The organism is Sphingobacterium lactis, from assembly GCF_011046555.1.
Lineage (GTDB): Bacteria > Bacteroidota > Bacteroidia > Sphingobacteriales > Sphingobacteriaceae > Sphingobacterium > Sphingobacterium lactis.
In genome coordinates, this window is the sequence record NZ_CP049246.1 from 2,008,663 (window position 1) to 2,024,489 (window position 15,827).

Annotated in this window: 15 protein-coding genes; 9 read left to right on the forward strand and 6 right to left on the reverse strand. The window is 43.2% G+C overall.

The features are described 5' to 3' along the window. Positions 1–44: 44 nt before the first annotated feature. The 7 genes from G6N79_RS08695 (at position 45) to G6N79_RS08725 (ending at position 8,410) form a co-directional block, all read left to right on the forward strand. Entirely contained in the window at positions 45–1,358 is a 1,314-nt protein-coding gene (locus G6N79_RS08695; RefSeq protein WP_103907887.1) for a Gfo/Idh/MocA family protein, read from the forward strand. A gap of 42 nt (positions 1,359–1,400) precedes the next feature. Beyond that, complete coding sequence (locus tag G6N79_RS08700; protein ID WP_234993284.1) at positions 1,401–2,378, forward strand: FAD:protein FMN transferase; 978 nt, start codon at positions 1,401–1,403, stop codon at positions 2,376–2,378. A gap of 27 nt (positions 2,379–2,405) precedes the next feature. Beyond that, positions 2,406–3,332 carry a hydroxypyruvate isomerase family protein gene (locus G6N79_RS08705; RefSeq protein ID WP_103907889.1) on the forward strand — a complete coding sequence of 309 codons (927 nt, stop codon included), beginning with the start codon at positions 2,406–2,408 and terminating at the stop codon, positions 3,330–3,332. Positions 3,333–3,432: 100 nt separating this feature from the next. Next, the gene (locus G6N79_RS08710) at positions 3,433–4,686 is read left to right on the forward strand and encodes a nucleoside permease (RefSeq protein ID WP_103907890.1); all 1,254 of its coding nucleotides are present in this window, start codon (positions 3,433–3,435) and stop codon (positions 4,684–4,686) included. 13 nt (positions 4,687–4,699) lie between these two features. Continuing rightward, a complete protein-coding gene (locus G6N79_RS08715; RefSeq protein ID WP_103907891.1) occupies positions 4,700–6,385 on the forward strand; it encodes a GMC oxidoreductase in 1,686 nt (561 codons plus the stop codon). Positions 6,386–6,403: 18 nt separating this feature from the next. Continuing rightward, positions 6,404–7,828 (forward strand): Gfo/Idh/MocA family protein, encoded by a 1,425-nt coding sequence (locus G6N79_RS08720; protein ID WP_103907920.1) that lies wholly within the window; start codon positions 6,404–6,406, stop codon positions 7,826–7,828. 12 nt (positions 7,829–7,840) lie between these two features. Further along, positions 7,841–8,410, forward strand: coding sequence for a gluconate 2-dehydrogenase subunit 3 family protein (locus G6N79_RS08725; RefSeq protein WP_103907892.1), 570 nt, complete (start codon positions 7,841–7,843; stop codon positions 8,408–8,410). A gap of 62 nt (positions 8,411–8,472) precedes the next feature. Here the strand turns inward: G6N79_RS08725 and G6N79_RS08730 are convergent, their stop codons facing one another. Beyond that, entirely contained in the window at positions 8,473–9,192 is a 720-nt protein-coding gene (locus G6N79_RS08730; protein WP_103907893.1) for an acyl-[acyl-carrier-protein] thioesterase, read from the reverse strand. Between the two features lie 138 nt (positions 9,193–9,330). Between G6N79_RS08730 and G6N79_RS08735 the strand changes: the two genes are divergently transcribed. Then, positions 9,331–9,597 (forward strand): hypothetical protein, encoded by a 267-nt coding sequence (locus G6N79_RS08735; RefSeq protein WP_103907894.1) that lies wholly within the window; start codon positions 9,331–9,333, stop codon positions 9,595–9,597. A gap of 94 nt (positions 9,598–9,691) precedes the next feature. Here the strand turns inward: G6N79_RS08735 and G6N79_RS08740 are convergent, their stop codons facing one another. Next, a complete protein-coding gene (locus G6N79_RS08740) occupies positions 9,692–10,840 on the reverse strand; it encodes a calcium:cation antiporter (protein ID WP_103907895.1) in 1,149 nt (382 codons plus the stop codon). A gap of 212 nt (positions 10,841–11,052) precedes the next feature. On the opposite strand from G6N79_RS08740, the gene G6N79_RS08745 reads away from it, so the two are divergent. Further along, positions 11,053–11,352, forward strand: coding sequence for a hypothetical protein (locus G6N79_RS08745; protein ID WP_103907896.1), 300 nt, complete (start codon positions 11,053–11,055; stop codon positions 11,350–11,352). A 128-nt stretch (positions 11,353–11,480) separates the two neighbouring features. Here G6N79_RS08745 and G6N79_RS08750 read toward each other — a convergent pair whose 3' ends face one another. From G6N79_RS08750 to G6N79_RS08765, 4 genes are all read right to left on the reverse strand, one after another. Next, on the reverse strand, positions 11,481–12,011 hold the full coding sequence (locus G6N79_RS08750) for a hypothetical protein (RefSeq protein WP_103907897.1): 531 nt from the start codon (positions 12,009–12,011) through the stop codon (positions 11,481–11,483). A 3-nt stretch (positions 12,012–12,014) separates the two neighbouring features. Next, entirely contained in the window at positions 12,015–13,262 is a 1,248-nt protein-coding gene (locus tag G6N79_RS08755; protein WP_103907898.1) for an AAA family ATPase, read from the reverse strand. Between the two features lie 117 nt (positions 13,263–13,379). Further along, entirely contained in the window at positions 13,380–14,564 is a 1,185-nt protein-coding gene (locus tag G6N79_RS08760; RefSeq protein ID WP_103907899.1) for a class I SAM-dependent methyltransferase, read from the reverse strand. Beyond that, positions 14,557–15,822 carry an aspartate kinase gene (locus G6N79_RS08765; protein WP_103907900.1) on the reverse strand — a complete coding sequence of 422 codons (1,266 nt, stop codon included), beginning with the start codon at positions 15,820–15,822 and terminating at the stop codon, positions 14,557–14,559. The genes G6N79_RS08760 and G6N79_RS08765 overlap by 8 nt, the downstream gene beginning before the upstream one ends. Positions 15,823–15,827: the final 5 nt, after the last annotated feature.

Genomic DNA, 15,827 nt, shown 5'->3' on the forward strand with positions numbered 1-15,827 from the left:
CATAACCAACAAAACAATATTCAACTCAATTTAAATCTATTTTCATGGGAAGTTTAAAACGCAGGGATTTCATAAAATCCTCTTCAACCATGGTTGGTGCGGCAGCATTGGCTAGCGGTTCCGTGGGTAAAGTGTTCGCAGCGGGCAGCGACATCATTAAGATTGCTTTAATTGGCTGTGGAGGCCGTGGAACTGGCGCAACATTCGATGCATTTGCATCAGGCCAAAATATCCAATTGGTAGCGATGGCAGATGCCTTCAAAGATAACTTGGACAAAACATACGCCACTTTAAAAGAGAAGTTCGGCGACAAGATCAATGTGCCGGACAGCCGCAAATATGTAGGTTTTGACGGATACAAAGCAGCGATCAAGGATGCGGATGTCGTGCTTTTAGCGACGCCTCCGGGTTTCCGTCCCATCCATTTTGAGGAAGCGGTAAAAGCGGGCAAACATGTCTTCATGGAAAAACCCGTTGCCGTAGATATTCCAGGAATACGTAAGGTCCTGGAAGCAGCAAAAGAAGCAAAAGCAAAGAAATTGAACGTGGTAGTCGGTTTACAGCGCCGGTACCAAACGAACTATAGAGAAGCAATTAAGCGGATCCAGGATGGCGCCATCGGCGATATCGTCGCAGGTCAGGTTTACTGGAATTCAGGAGGTGTATGGGTTCGCCCGCGTAAACCGGAACAAACCGAAATGGAATACCAAATGCGCAACTGGTATTATTTCAACTGGCTTTGTGGTGACCATATCGTAGAACAGCACGTCCACAATATCGACATTGCCAACTGGGTGAAAGGAAAATATCCGGTTTCGATCCAAGGAACAGGAAGCCAAGCGCATCGCTCAGGCAAGGATTATGGCGAAATCTATGATAATTTTGCGGTAGAATTGACCTATGATGATGGTTCAGTTGTTTATTCACAATGTCGTCATTTTGAGGGTATTTCCAACCGCGTAGATGAAACATTCCAGGGCACAAAAGGGCGAGTTTACCTTTCAGCAGGTAACCAAGCGGTACTTTGGGGACCTGATGGTAAAGAAATCTACCGACACAATCCTAAAGGCAATCCAAATGCTTATCAACAAGAACACAAAGAGCTGTTCCAGGCGATTGCGGATGGTGAATACAAGTTCGACAATGCAGAATACGGTGCCTATAGCACGTTGACAGGTATTATCGGAAGGATAGCCTGTTATACAGGAAAAGTCATCAAGTGGGATGAGGCTATGAAATCCAATATTGATATCATGCCGGAACGTTATGCATTTGATGCCAACCCGAAAATTATGCCAAATGCCGAAGGACTTTATCCTGTGGCTATGCCAGGCATTAATGTCGAGAAATATATCTAATAATATTTCATAGTGATCAGAACCTGCAGTTTTATCCTATGTATGCTAATTGGTTGTTGTGCGCTAGCGCAGCAGCCAATTACTGCTTTACAACGGTTTGAACTTTATGGGCAGGCTCAGGGAACAACATATACCATATCATACTACGACGAAAAGCCTCGTGTCAACCAATCTGCCATTGATAGTATTTTTGCCGTAATTGACCGCTCAATGTCTCTTTACAAGGAGGGGTCATTGATCAATCAATTCAATGCAAATGATACTAAGCGGATTGCGATGGATCCGCACATGGCAACTGTGATCAAGAAGTCATTTGCCATCCATAAAGAATCGAAAGGCCAATTTGATATTACCGTGAAGCCATTGGTTTCCCTATGGGGTTTTGGTCCTGATAACAGGCAAGATCTTCCGGATGCTACAGCAATCGCTAATGCAATGAAGACCGTTGGCATGAAGAAACTTCGAGTCAGGGGAAATTCGCTACTGAAGCGTGTCCCTTCCTTGCAGATTGACCTAAACGGCATTGCACAGGGATATACCGTGGATGTATTGCACGATTACCTGATGGCTAAAAATATTACACAGTTTATTGTTGAGGTTGGAGGCGAGATCCGAGCCCATGGAGAAAAGCCCGATGGGACACCCTTCAGGGTATTGATTGACCGACCGGAATCTGCAGGAAACACCATATCACATGTAGTGGAATTGCGGAATAAAGCAATCACGACATCAGGTAGTTACGAGAAGTTTCGTCAAGTAAAAGATTATACGTTTTCCCATCATATCGACCCCCGCACGGGGTACCCTATAAAGTCATCAACGATTGCGGTAACCGTGATAGCGGAGACTGCGATGGATGCCGATGCCTATGACAATGTTTTTATGGCTATGAATCCACGGGATGCAATTACATTTGCGAATTCAAAAAATATAATTGATATTTATTTATTGTATCTGGAAGAAGGCCAAGTAAAAGAGGGCTATTCCAAAGGGTTCAAGAAGTATTTGCTGACCGACTGAATACTTAAATTATAAACTTAATCCTAAATGAAACGATCAGATTTTTTAAAGAATAGTTCGCTATTGGTTGGAGCTTCGTTGTTTAGCAACGGACTTTCGGCGAAGGAGCAAGCTGTGCAAGGTATGGAAGATCAAGCTGCGAATCAACCCTTCAGATTAAACTATGCTCCCCATCAAGGGATGTTCAGTGCATCTGCTGGAAAGAACTTCTTGGATGAAATTCAATACATGTATGACCTCGGATTTCGTGGTATCGAAGATAATGGTATGCCGAGCCGTTCGGTAGAGGAGCAGAAGAAAGTCGGGGAACTATTGGCTAAGTTGGGAATGGTGATGGGTGTCTTCGTCGTACCTAAGGGCGGGAACGGTGCCAATACCTTGGCCGCAGGTAAAGAGGAACACGTGGATATATTCCTGAAAGGATGTAAAGAGTCGGTAGAAATCGCGAAAAGATGTAACGCTAAGCATGTAACAGTCGTTCCTGGAGATTATGCCAGAAACCTACCCATTGGGGTGCAAACCGCTAATGTAGTGGAAGGCCTACGTAGGGGAGCGGAGATTTTTGAGCCACATGGCATTACCATGGTATTGGAGCCGCTGAGTGATACACCGGATCTTTTCCTTCGCTTTACCGATCAGACATATGAAATCTGTAAAGCGGTGAATAGTCCATCCTGTAAGATCCTTTACGATGTGTACCACCAGCAGAAAAATGAAGGTAACCTGATTCCATTGATGGATATGTGCTGGAGCGAAATCGGCTATATTCAGGTAGGGGACAACCCTGGAAGGAAGGAGCCAACTACTGGAGAGATTAATTACAAGAACCTATTCAAGTGGTTATATAACAAGGGGTATAAGGGAATTGTCGGAATGGAACATGGCATGTCTCAACGTGGGAAGGAAGGCGAGCAGGCGCTCGTGAAAGCCTATCGTGAGGTGGATTCATTCTAATGCTAAACGCTATTAGCAATGAAACAAATTTGTTATGAAATTTTGATAATCCTTAATTATCTCTATCTTTAATTATAAGATTTTTAATAAACCTTAAACAATGTCTTCAACAATCAAATTTAAATTGTCTTTTATGATGTTCCTCGAATTCTTTATTTGGGGAGCATGGTTCGTGACATTAGGGACCTTCCTAGGTAATACCTTGAAGGCTTCCGGGCTTGAGATTTCCAATGTATTCTCAACCCAATCCTGGGGTGCCATTATCGCACCTTTCATCATCGGGATGATCGCGGACCGTTATTTCAATGCCGAGCGTATATTAGGAGTCTTACACTTGATCGGTGCGCTATTGATGTACCAACTTTACCAAAGTGATTCTGTGGGAAACTTCTTCCCATATGTATTGGGGTATATGATTCTCTATATGCCAACACTATCCTTGGTTAACTCCGTTTCTTTCCGTCAGATGAAAAATCCAGAGAAAGAATTTTCATTTATCCGCATCTGGGGTACCATCGGGTGGATCGTAGCCGGTCTTTCCATTTCCTACCTGTTCAAATGGGATAGCGAACAGGGCTTACAAGACGGTTTATTGAGAAACACTTTCTTGATGGCAGCAGTAGCATCGTTGGTATTGGGTATCTTTTCTTTTACCTTACCAAAGACACCACCGGTTAAAGCTACTGGATCTGGTGAAAAAGAAGGCATTGCGAAAATATTGGGATTGGATGCGATTAAGCTATTGAAAGATCGCAACTTCCTGGTTTTCTTTATCTGTTCCATCCTGATCTGTATTCCATTGGCATTCTACTATCAATATGCTAACCCATTCCTAACAGAAATTGGTTTGGCAAATGCTACGGGAAAAATGACCATCGGACAAATTTCCGAAGCCCTTTGTCTTTTGCTATTGCCCGTATTCTTTACGCGTTTTGGATTTAAGAATACCATCCTTTTGGGGATGTTAGCGTGGGTATTGCGCTATGTGCTATTTGCATACGGGAATGCGGGAGAGCTTACTTTTATGCTATTGATCGGTATTGCCTTGCATGGTATCTGTTATGATTTCTTCTTTGTATCCGGCCAGATCTATACGGATTCCAAAGCAGGTAAGGATAATAAGAGTGCTGCACAGGGATTGATTACCCTAGCGACCTATGGCGTTGGCCAGTTGATCGGTTTCTGGATTGCAGGCTATGTAAGCGATATGTATGTCGATATCAAAGCTTCAGATGTTGCGCTATTCTGGAATAAACTATGGGTGGTGCCAGCAGGAATTGCCTTTGTCGTGATGATCATCTTCATGCTATTCTTCAAGAAGGAAACTATACAAACACAAACAGAAACTAATTAAAATTTAAAAGATAATGGTAGAAAATAATGTATACGATGCTATTGTTATCGGTTCCGGTATCAGTGGTGGTTGGGCTGCCAAAGAACTTACCGAAAAGGGACTGAAAACAATTATGCTGGAGCGTGGCCGCAATGTGGAACACGTAAAGGATTACCATGCTAATAAAGATACTTGGGAGTATCCGCATAGAGGTGGTAGGACAATCCAAATGGAGAAGGATTATCCTGTACTGAAGCGTGATTATCCATTGAATGAAAAGAACCTTGACTTTTGGGTAAATGAGAAGGAGAGTCCATATACGGAGGTGAAGCGTTTCGATTGGTTCAGAGGATATCATGTAGGAGGTCGTTCCTTAATGTGGGGACGTCAGAGTTACCGATTGGGTGATCTGGACTTTGAAGCAAACTTAAAAGACGGACATGGCGTTGATTGGCCTATCCGTTATAAAGATATAGCGCCGTGGTACAGCTATGCAGAAAAATGGGCCGGTATTTCCGGAAACCGTGATGGCTTAGATGTATTACCGGATGGTGACTTCATGCCTGCAATGGATTTCAACATCGTTGAAAAAGACCTTGCTGAGCGTTTGAAAAAGGAATATGGCGGAAACCGCCATTTCATCATGGGCCGTACAGCGAATATTACAAAACCGCACACCGGCCGTATCAACTGTCAATACCAAAACCAATGTTGGTTGGGCTGTAACTTTGGTGCTTACTTCAGCACACAATCTTCTACCTTGCCACCAGCAATGAAGACCGGTAACTTGACCTTGAGACCATTCTCCATCGTAACCAAGATTCTTTACGATAAGAATACCAAAAAAGCGACAGGCGTAGAGATCATTGATGCGGAAACAAACCAGACTTATGAATTCCATGCAAAGGTAATCTTCGTTTGTGCTTCGGCATTCAATTCGACATGGGTATTGATGAACTCGGCTACCGATGTTTGGGAAGGTGGTTTGGGAAGTAGCAGTGGCGAATTGGGTCACAATGCAATGGATCACCACTTCCGTTTGGGTGCAAGCGGAACGGTAGAAGGTTATGAAGATAAATATACTTTTGGACGCCGTCCTACAGGATTATATGTACCTCGTTTCGTAAATATTCCAAGCGATACCAAGCAACGTGATTATGTGCGCGGTTTCGGTTACCAAGGTGCGGGCAGCCGTGGCCGTTGGTCCGGTGAAGTGGCAGAGATGCAAGTCGGCGGAGAATGGAAGGATGCAACTTGCGAACCAGGAAACTGGAGCATCGGATTCACCGCATTCGGTGAGATCCTACCTTACCATGAAAATAAAATCAGCCTGGATAAAACAGTGAAGGACAAATGGGGACTTCCAGTACTATCCATGGACATGGAGATTAAGGATAACGAGATGAAGATGCGTAAGGACATGACCGAAGAGATGAAGGAAATGTTGGAGAAAATCGGCGTGAAGAACGTAAATACCTACGATAGTGGTTACAACTTCGGTATGGGTATTCACGAGATGGGAACCGCGCGCATGGGACGTGATCCAAAAACTTCGGTATTGAACGGAAATAACCAAGTATGGGATGCACCGAACGTATTCGTTACGGATGGTGCTGCGATGACGTCCGCAGGTTGTGTGAACCCATCGTTAACCTATATGGCGTTGACAGCCCGCGCGGTTGATTTCGCAGTAAGTGAACTTAAGAAAGGTAATTTATAATTCGATAAACCCAATATGATGAGTAAGAACAATTCGAGAAGAGAATTCTTAAAGAACTCTGCAATTGCTGCAGCAGGTATCAGCATTGTCCCGAGACATGTATTAGGCGGTTCAGGCTTCATCGCACCGAGTGATAAGTTGATCGTGGCTGGTATCGGTGTTGGTGGCAAGGGCGAAAGTGATATCAAATCCTTTGCCGATAGTGGTAAAGCAGAGATCGCATACCTTTGTGATGTGGATGATCGTCGTGCGGCAAATTCCGTGAAACGATTCCCGAAAGCCAAATATTATAAAGACTATCGTGAGATGTTGGATAAGGAACACAAGCATATCGATGCGGTTTCCATTTCTACGCCCGATCATAACCATGCGATCCAGTCACTTGCAGCTATGCAACTGGGCAAGCACGTCTATGTACAGAAGCCATTGGCTCATGACGTTTGGGAAGCACGCGTGCTGACCGACGCAGCAAAGAAATATAAAGTAGTGACCCAAATGGGGAACCAAGGTGCATCCAACGATGGCCCACGCCAAGCACGTGAGTGGTATGAGGCTGGCCTAATCGGGAATGTGCATACGGTATATTGTTGGACCGACCGTCCGGTATGGCCTCAGGGGATTTCCTGGCCGACGCAAAAATCGGAGGTGCCGAAGGAACTGGACTGGGATCTTTGGTTGGGTACAGCCCCGCAAAAAGATTATGTCGATAAATTAGTGCCTTTCAACTGGAGAGGTTGGTGGGACTACGGAACCGGTGCACTGGGCGATATGGGCTGTCACTTGTTGGAAGTACCATTCTCCGTTTTGGGATTGACCTATGTACAGGATGTTCAGGCTTCCGTAGGTTCGGTATATGTGGATGAATTCAAAAGGGGATACTTCCCAGAAAGCTGTCCGCCATCGAGCCACGCAACTATGACCTTCCCGAAAGCAGCACGCACAACAGGACCCGTGACCTTACATTGGATGGATGGTGGTATCCAACCGACACGTCCAGAGGAATTGGGACCGAACGAGATATTCGGCGACGGTGGTAATGGTATCCTCCTAATTGGTGATAAAGGAAAGATCCTTGCCGATACATATGGTGAGAATGCTCGCCTTTTACCGACATCCAGAAAAGAAAATGTTGCCCTGAAATACGAACGCGTAAAAGGTGGCGCAAGCGGACACTACGCACAGTGGGTAGAGGCTTGTATCGCAGGTTATGGCAAGAAAGAAGTCAGCGCACCATTCGAAATCTCAGGACCATTGACAGAAGCCCTTTTAATGGCTAACCTGGCAATCCGTGGAGCAGATCTCCGTGTAGATGGCAAATACCCTGGACGTAGCTTGAAGTTACTGTGGGATAACCAAAACATGAAAGTAACGAACTTTGATATCGTCAACCAATTCATCAAGCGTGAATACCGTCAAGGTTGGGGAATTGATTACAAAATTTAATCGCTAGAACTCATGAACAGAAGAGAAGCATTAAGACGCGTAGCGTTTATAGTTGGAGGATCGGTCGTTGGTGCGAACCTGTTTTTACAGGGATGTAACAGACCAGCTTCAAAAGATGTAGCTACCCTTTTTGAGGGAAGTACACCAGATTTCATCGGTGAAATCGCTGAAGCTATCCTTCCAAAAACAGCAACTCCAGGCGCGAAAGAAGCCGGGGTTGGGGATTTCATTCCTGTAATGATCCGCGATTGCTACGAGGAGAAAGATCAGAAAATCTTTATCGATGGCTTGAATGGCATCGATGACCGTGCAAAGAAAGAATTCAAGAAAGGATTCTTGGAGCTGACTCCAGAAGAGAGATTGCAATTCGTGAATGCATACGATAAGGAAGCCAAAGAATATCAGGGCAGCAAAAAAGAGGATGATCCGAATCACTTCTTTACCCTATTCAAGCAATTGACCTTAACAGGTTTCTTTACCTCAGAGGTCGGCATGAAACAGGCTTTACGTTATGTGAAAATCCCTGGAAAGTATGATGGAAATTACCCGTACAAAAAAGGAGATAAAGCTTGGGCGATCTAATCGTCAGTGTGTGCAATAAAAAAATGGTCGGTACCTTGGTACCGACCATTTTTTTATGCTTTTTAGCGCGTCAGACGCATGAGGAAGTGTAGTCTGCCATCTTTCTGTATGGCGTAGGTTTCTCTGTCGTCAGCGGCTTTAAATTGGTCGATATGGATCTCGTCACCATAACCCAGCTCTTTCAGGAAGTTCATCTCCAATGTACGGATGGTACTCGCCAGTATGATTTTCGGGTCCATGGCATCAAACACCCATTCCATGTATTTTACATTATTGGCATGGTTAACAATATCCAAATCGGAAAGCTTAACGCGATGTTGACCCAAAGGCTGGAAATCAACAATGCCATCGATTTTCTCGGTTTCTTTCATGGTGGAATGCATATCGCGGAAATATTCCATGTGGTCGGTATTCAAAGCAAGGACATCCGCCCGCCGCTTGGCAATATTGAATACGACCCAAAGGCTCGTGGCCGAAACTAGAACTTCATCGCCCATCACCAACTGGAAATTCCGTATGGAACGGCTACCCGTAAAATCTTGAATCCATGTTCTGACCTTGACCTGCTGTGTGTATTTTGGCAATCGCTTGATTTCCATGAGCATCCTGCTCAAAACCCAGGATTGGTGAACACCTAGCATGGCCTTATACCCAAAACCGATCTCCTCGGCATGTTCACTCGCGGTCACCTGAAGGATATTGTTCAGCTCACTGTACTTCAATTGTCCGTTGGGATAGCATTGCGTAAAATTAAGCGTCCATTCTTTCTCAAAGATTCCCATCTGTTATTTCTATAATTTATTGCAAATGTAACTAATTTAATATTCTGCACTAATTCTGCACTAAAATGTTGCTGAAATATATATTAATCCCTAAATTGACGTTAACCTTATAACACCTTTATAAAAAAATAGAAACACATGATTGGTACTATAATTCAAAAAGAAGAAGTCGATAAATATAGAATTATCCCTGCTGAAGAAGATAGATCGGCACATTTTGCCAGTAAATTGCAAGGTGCGGTGCGCCTGGGCAATGAGTTCAAGTCAAAAACAGATATCGTATTCAATACCGAAGACGGCCCGAAGCGGATCGAAACGACCGTATGGTCACTTACCGATAAATATATCCAGATAAAGAACGGGATATTGATTCCACTGAAATCGTTGATAGAAGTTGAATACTAAGTAGAAGAAATAGCAAGCCCCGGATCGAATGAACCGGGGCTTTTCTTTACCTTATGGGGTTATTATGTATGGAATTTATTTATTCCATACCCTTTTAGGGAATGAATAGCAACATCACAAAAACAGCAAATAAAAGCAGGTGCATGACTCCCGCAATTGCTGTGGTCCGACGCCCGTTAAACGTGAGAAAACTTAAGATCAATGTGATAATGAAAAGGATGGTCTCACTTGCTGTCAAACCGAATAGAACAGTCTTACCAGCAATCAGACCAATTATTAATACCGCTGGAACTGTAAGCCCAACCGTGGAAACGAATGCCCCATGGCAAAGGTTGATCGCACGCTGGAACTCTTTGTTCAAGGCAGCACGTACTGCCGTCATGGATTCCGGTGTAAAGACAATGATAGCGATCAATACCCCGCCCAACATCGGAGGGAAATCCGCAGCTTTAATTCCATAATCCACTAGTGTTGCCAGATTATGGGAAAGCAGAACAATGGGCAAGATCATCGCGATCAATACAATACTGCGTACCAGGATTTCTGAACCGCGGTTCGCGGTTTTTATTTCCGGCGCCACCTGGCCGATGCGGCTTCGATCAGCAAAAGGAATCGCTAATTTGCCAGGCTCAGGCTGGATATACAGGTGCTTATAACCCTTCATCTGGAATGCCAGAAAAACGCCATATAATAGAACAACAAGACTGGCAATAATGACGGCTTGGCTATCCATGAATTCTCCGTTTCCCTTTCCCTGAATAAAATTTGGTAATAGCAGTGAAATGCCACCCAACATCATGATCATGGAAAGGTAGGTTGATGTGCCTTGCGCATTATATTCCTGCTCACCATATTTCAGTGCGCCCAACAGGATACATAAGCCCATGACCAGGTTCATGATGATCATCATGACCGAGAATATGGAATCCTTACCGATCGTTGGGTTTTCCTCCGGACCGAACATCATGGCCGCAATGAGGATAACCTCAATGGAAACAATGGAAAGCGTCAAGATTAAAGTCCCATAGGGTTCTCCCAGTTGATGGGCTAACTCGTCTGCCTCTTTCACCACGCCAAAGGCCGCAATGATAATGGTGAACAAAACCAATAGGAAAATCCCAATCCCCAAGAGCGGTTCTGTATAAAAACCTTCAAGCTGCTTGCCAAAGAACATGAATGCAATAGCAATGGCCCAGATATACAGTAATCTGTAAATGGTGTTTCTTGTAAAGATATGATTCATTAATTTTCTCGACTTTCTTTTGATTGAGTTACAAAAATCCGCAATAAAGGTTTCATTATGTTTTACAATTGTTAAAAAATAGGGACGGATGCTATGGCGTAATTTTCAGGAAAAGAGCCTCATAAATTCGAGGAAAAATAGGAAAGTGTCATTTATCGTAAAACATTATGAACAAAATAACGTACTAATAAGGAAGAGCAAACTTAATTTTTATGATAGCTGTAAAAGTCACCTATATTGTGGAGGAAGGTTATATTGACGAGAACCTCAGTAGGATCGCCGGATTCCTAGCAGATTTTAAACATTTAGACCAGTCACGATTCCAATACGATGTCCTCCATGTCAAGGGCAGTCCAACTTTTGTCCATGTCTCCCGCTATAAAGACCAAGAGGTACAGCAGGAAATATTGGGAAATACCATATTCCGCAAATTTCAGGAAGAACGCGATAAACGATTGGTAGGAGAGCCTTTAATCGAATATTTGGATATCAATCTTCTGCGGTCGCTATAATTCCCGGAGAAAGAACATGTAGCAAGATGCTGAATCAGGGATATAGGATAGGAACCCAAATGCATCGTTTTAAACGGTACAAGTTTTTAGGGCTCATTAAAAATTTCCTAATTATGAAATTCTTAAAATTAACCTTCAGCGCTATAGAGATCAATTCTTGCCTTTATAAAAAGCTGATAGCCTGTTTCCTGAACAAAGCGTTCCATGCGTTGTGCCTGTCCTATCCTTGACATCGGACGTAGGTTATTGATGGCGTATGCTCTTTTATGGCTAAAGTTTACAGATTCTGGCTCTTGTTCAAAATAATGGATCGTACTCCGCAATTGTCCTTCCGCAATCTTAATCCATTTCGATCCAAACTGATTTCTAGATTTTAACTCTACAAAAGCAATGGTATTGTCGCAGGTCAGTACCCCATCACACCGTTTGACTGATTTGTTTTTAGCGAGTACCGGCAAGCGAACGCAATGATCAATGGCATAAAATGAAATGGATGAACAGTAAAAATTGTCAACGGTTGCAATCCATCTTTCCCCATTGATTTCATCCAAATAAGCAGGTTGACCTTTTACGCCTTTAGAAGCGATATCATCACAGATACCAAATGTGGACTTACATGATGTATGCTTGCATTCCTGCCCAAAAAAATCAACCTGCATTACCTAATTAAGATGCTGAAGGGTTAATAACGAAGCATACATATCATTGAACTCGCCTAAAGCAATGTTCAACTGGTGCTCGTCGGAAGGAACACCGTGGTATGTACTCAATCTTGTTATTTCCCCGCTATCGGCTTCAAATTCATAGATAACCAAATCCTCACCATGAATAAAGGGAGTGGGCGGCATAATATGCCCAATCCTTTTATAGTCTGCTACCCTTGACAATCTATCGGATACCTGTTCAGCCTTAACCGCTAAAGTTAGGTAATTGATCAAGTATGGGCTGTGCGTGGTCATAAGCAATTTATTTTGATCACTAAGGTTGTTCATGGACAATAAACTATATAAAATAGATCTTTGGGAATTCGGATATAAATTTTGTTCCGGTTCCTCCACAATATTAACGAATGACGTATATGTGATTATAGGACCTATCCTTTCAGAATCCATGGATTTCATGCTTTCAGAAAAACTTCCCAAATCGCTACTTTTATTCAGATAATATATTCCTGGATTTTCCCTGACGATATTACATGCCATAGGCGAATCTGAAAATAGTCCTGATTCCAATTTTTCAACTGATTCTGCCATAAATTTCGAAACTACGAATAATGGAATTGCCGATTGTAAACCACTGGATACATCAGAAATGGCTAACTTGAAATCTTCTCCTGAAACGTAAGCACTTTCATTGATCGGTTCATATTCAAATACCAGATTATTGATCGGAATAGTAATCCCATGGCTATAGTGTATGGCAGCATCCTTGAATTCAGCATAAAAGGTGGATAAAGGAGCGGGAATACATCCAGCCTGAACCCCATTATGAAGTACACCAATTAAAGCTCTTGTTGTTGGAACGTATAAGGTCTTCGCTATGGAATACTCCATGCGTTTTTTCAATTTTATTGAAACCTGACCACCTTGGAGTTTAAAGTGCAGCACATTAGTTCTAAATTCAATGGTTTCCCGTTTGTCATCCCTGAAATATACCGCCAAATTATGAACTGCAGCATATTTAATAAATTTAGATCGGGTATTGACCTCCGACTCCTCAATTTCTCCACTGATCAGCATTTTCTCCAGCTGATACAGCGCCGAAATCAATTTAGCCAAAATACTTTTACCGGCACCTTGGTCACCCGTGAAAACGGTTACTTTTTTTATCTCCAAAAAGCCTCCATTTTCCTTTAGTCCCTTCTTGATAGGTCCAAAATGTAATACCTTGATTCGTACCATAACAATCATATTAAACTCCCCTAAGGTACAATTTTTAATCTGGGATTAAAACAATTTTAAAATTTTTCTCAAAAAGAAATAAAAACTTAATTTTGATTGTCGCGCACGATTAGGTAGCAATGGGTTTTACTTTACGCGAGCTGCTTCTATTATGATCAATTGATTTTCAATATCCGTGCAGAAGAATAGATAGGTGCTGCCGCCATCCTTAATTTTATATTTCTTGCGGATGACTTCCACCTTTTCAGGAAAATTTTTGGTGGCAATATTTGCTTTTTCGAAAGGATTGTTCTTTTTGAGCACAGCATAAGGTAATACCTGTTTAACCTCGAATATCCGACCGGGAAATTCAGGAATGAACTGTTCGCCAGTATAGAGGTGGGTATGTTGGTGCAGCTTGCCCAATCCAAAATATTTGCCGACCGCTTTGAACGCCCCGGCCTTGGTGATGGATACATCCGGATCGTACAGGTAGTGCTGTGGTTTCTGAAACCTGCTCAAGGTACCACGTTCCGTGTCGAAAGTAAATTCAAAACTCTGCAATTGATCCTGAAACAGGCGAATAGCCCGGATCTGTGTTTCGCCAATAAAATCTCGTTCTTGGATGAAAAGAAGTTCCTTGCAGTCATTGTCCAAACTGATAACGTAGACAAAGCGCACATGCTGGAGGCTGTGTAGCGCAGTACTGATATCAAGTAGGGGAGATACCTTGCTGATAATATAGGGCGCCTTGCTGAAGAAAAGATCCTGAAGGTCGACAATATTGGGTTCACAATGCTCCAAAAGGAATACTTTCCCTTGATTGATCCGGCGAGAAGGGTCAACATAAATATAATCAAAGCTATTGTCGGGAGATTCCTTTAGAAAGTCGATGCCATTTCCCGCAAAACAACTGATATTGGGAACGCGGAGAACTGTAGCATTATAGGCTACGATTTCCGATAGTTTCGTGTTCAATTCACAATGGATGACTTCGCTGGCTTCCTGCGCCATATAGCAGGTGTCTACGCTGAAGCCTCCCGTCAGATCGATGACCCGAGATCCTTTGGCAATCAGCGTCTGTTTGATTAGTGCAGTATGTTCTGAGGAACATTGCTCCAGATTGATTTTGTCGGGGTAATAGATTCCTTCGCTATAGGCCCAAGTGGGTAGCTTCCGGACACTGCGCTGCCAGCCGTCAATTTGGGAGGCCAATTCTGCAGCGCTCACATTAGGGAAAGGGCTTTTCTTCAAGGCAATTTCCGCAGGTGATCGTTCGCGGTTCGCCTTAATGAACTCTTGCACATCTTTCGCTAAAATATGTCTATTCATCTTTGTCTTTCACAAGCATTTGGCAGGTATAACTATCCTTAAGTTCGCGAATAATTTCCTTATTTACCAATACCCGATCGATTGTTTGCTGATTGTAGTAACGGATGGTAATCAATTCCAACCCACTTTCCACGGAAACTTTATAGCGTTTCTCCAATTGTTCCAGAAGCGATTGCACGTTTTCTCCCGTATCATCCACCGCCACTGAAAAGCTAATGGCCGAGTTGTGCATCATATTGATCTTGATCCTGTTCTTATGGAAAGCATCGAAGATATGGCTGAGGTTATCTTCTACGATAAAGGAAAAATCGCGCGGCTGGATATTGATGAATACCTGGTTTACCTTAAAGATAAAGGACGGGACAGGTAGTGTCTGATTTGTAGTTTTTATCTGAGTTCCAGGTTCTTCTGGATTGACGAAGGACCGTACGTTCAAGGTGATCTTCTTATTCTGAAGTGGCTTGATCGTTTTTGGGTGGATGACTGTTGCGCCATAATAGGTCAACTCAATAGCATCCGTATAGGACAGCTCAGGGATCAGTTCTGTTTTATCGAACCATTTTGGGTCTGCATTGAGGACACCGGGAACATCCTTCCAGATCGTGATGTTCTCTGCATTTAGACTGGCTGCAAATATAGCCGCCGAATAATCGGAACCCTCACGTCCCAGTGTGGTCGTGAAATTTTCCGTCGTGGAACCGATAAAGCCCTGTGTAACGACGATATATTCGTCCAGGATCGTCGGAAGTTCCTTGCGGATCTTCTCCTCCGTCTTTTCCCAATCTACTTTCCCTTCGCGGTAACTGTTGTCAGTTAAGATGAAATCGCGCGCATCGACCCATTGTGTCGGTTGGCCCATATAGGATGAATAAGCCGCCACGATCTTGGTCGACAGCAACTCCCCAACGGAAACAATCTGGTCAAAAAGGTATTCGTATTCATCCTGTGGTTCTTCTTCCAGGATCCATTCAATCTCAACAAAGGTATTGGCGATATCATCAAAAACGGGATGGTCGGCTGGGAATAACGCATGCAGCACGTCGAAATGTTCCTGCTTCAGGCTCTCCAGAAGATCGAACGCTTCACCGGTCTGCTTATAATAGCTGTCCGTAATACGTACCAACTTGTCTGTCGTTTTGCCCATTGCCGAAACAACAACCAAAAGGGAGGAGTCTCTATATTTCTCAACAATCGAAACTACGTTTTTAATGTTTTCTGCACTTTTAACGGAGGCACCGCCAAATTTAAATACCTGCATTTAAG

Excerpts from the sequence above, each read along its gene's own strand:
- G6N79_RS08760 (WP_103907899.1), bottom strand. The coding sequence starts at position 14,564 with ATGAATAGACATATTTTAGCGAAAGATGTGCAAGAGTTCATTAAGGCG.
- G6N79_RS08720 (WP_103907920.1), top strand. The coding sequence starts at position 6,404 with ATGAGTAAGAACAATTCGAGAAGAGAATTCTTAAAGAACTCTGCAATT.
- G6N79_RS08740 (WP_103907895.1), bottom strand. The coding sequence starts at position 10,840 with ATGAATCATATCTTTACAAGAAACACCATTTACAGATTACTGTATATC.
- G6N79_RS08750 (WP_103907897.1), bottom strand. The coding sequence starts at position 12,011 with ATGCAGGTTGATTTTTTTGGGCAGGAATGCAAGCATACATCATGTAAG.
- G6N79_RS08725 (WP_103907892.1), top strand. The coding sequence starts at position 7,841 with ATGAACAGAAGAGAAGCATTAAGACGCGTAGCGTTTATAGTTGGAGGA.
- G6N79_RS08710 (WP_103907890.1), top strand. The coding sequence starts at position 3,433 with ATGTCTTCAACAATCAAATTTAAATTGTCTTTTATGATGTTCCTCGAA.
- G6N79_RS08755 (WP_103907898.1), bottom strand. The coding sequence starts at position 13,262 with ATGATTGTTATGGTACGAATCAAGGTATTACATTTTGGACCTATCAAG.
- G6N79_RS08730 (WP_103907893.1), bottom strand. The coding sequence starts at position 9,192 with ATGGGAATCTTTGAGAAAGAATGGACGCTTAATTTTACGCAATGCTAT.
- G6N79_RS08745 (WP_103907896.1), top strand. The coding sequence starts at position 11,053 with ATGATAGCTGTAAAAGTCACCTATATTGTGGAGGAAGGTTATATTGAC.
- G6N79_RS08700 (WP_234993284.1), top strand. The coding sequence starts at position 1,401 with ATGCTAATTGGTTGTTGTGCGCTAGCGCAGCAGCCAATTACTGCTTTA.
- G6N79_RS08735 (WP_103907894.1), top strand. The coding sequence starts at position 9,331 with ATGATTGGTACTATAATTCAAAAAGAAGAAGTCGATAAATATAGAATT.
- G6N79_RS08715 (WP_103907891.1), top strand. The coding sequence starts at position 4,700 with ATGGTAGAAAATAATGTATACGATGCTATTGTTATCGGTTCCGGTATC.
- G6N79_RS08765 (WP_103907900.1), bottom strand. The coding sequence starts at position 15,822 with ATGCAGGTATTTAAATTTGGCGGTGCCTCCGTTAAAAGTGCAGAAAAC.
- G6N79_RS08705 (WP_103907889.1), top strand. The coding sequence starts at position 2,406 with ATGAAACGATCAGATTTTTTAAAGAATAGTTCGCTATTGGTTGGAGCT.
- G6N79_RS08695 (WP_103907887.1), top strand. The coding sequence starts at position 45 with ATGGGAAGTTTAAAACGCAGGGATTTCATAAAATCCTCTTCAACCATG.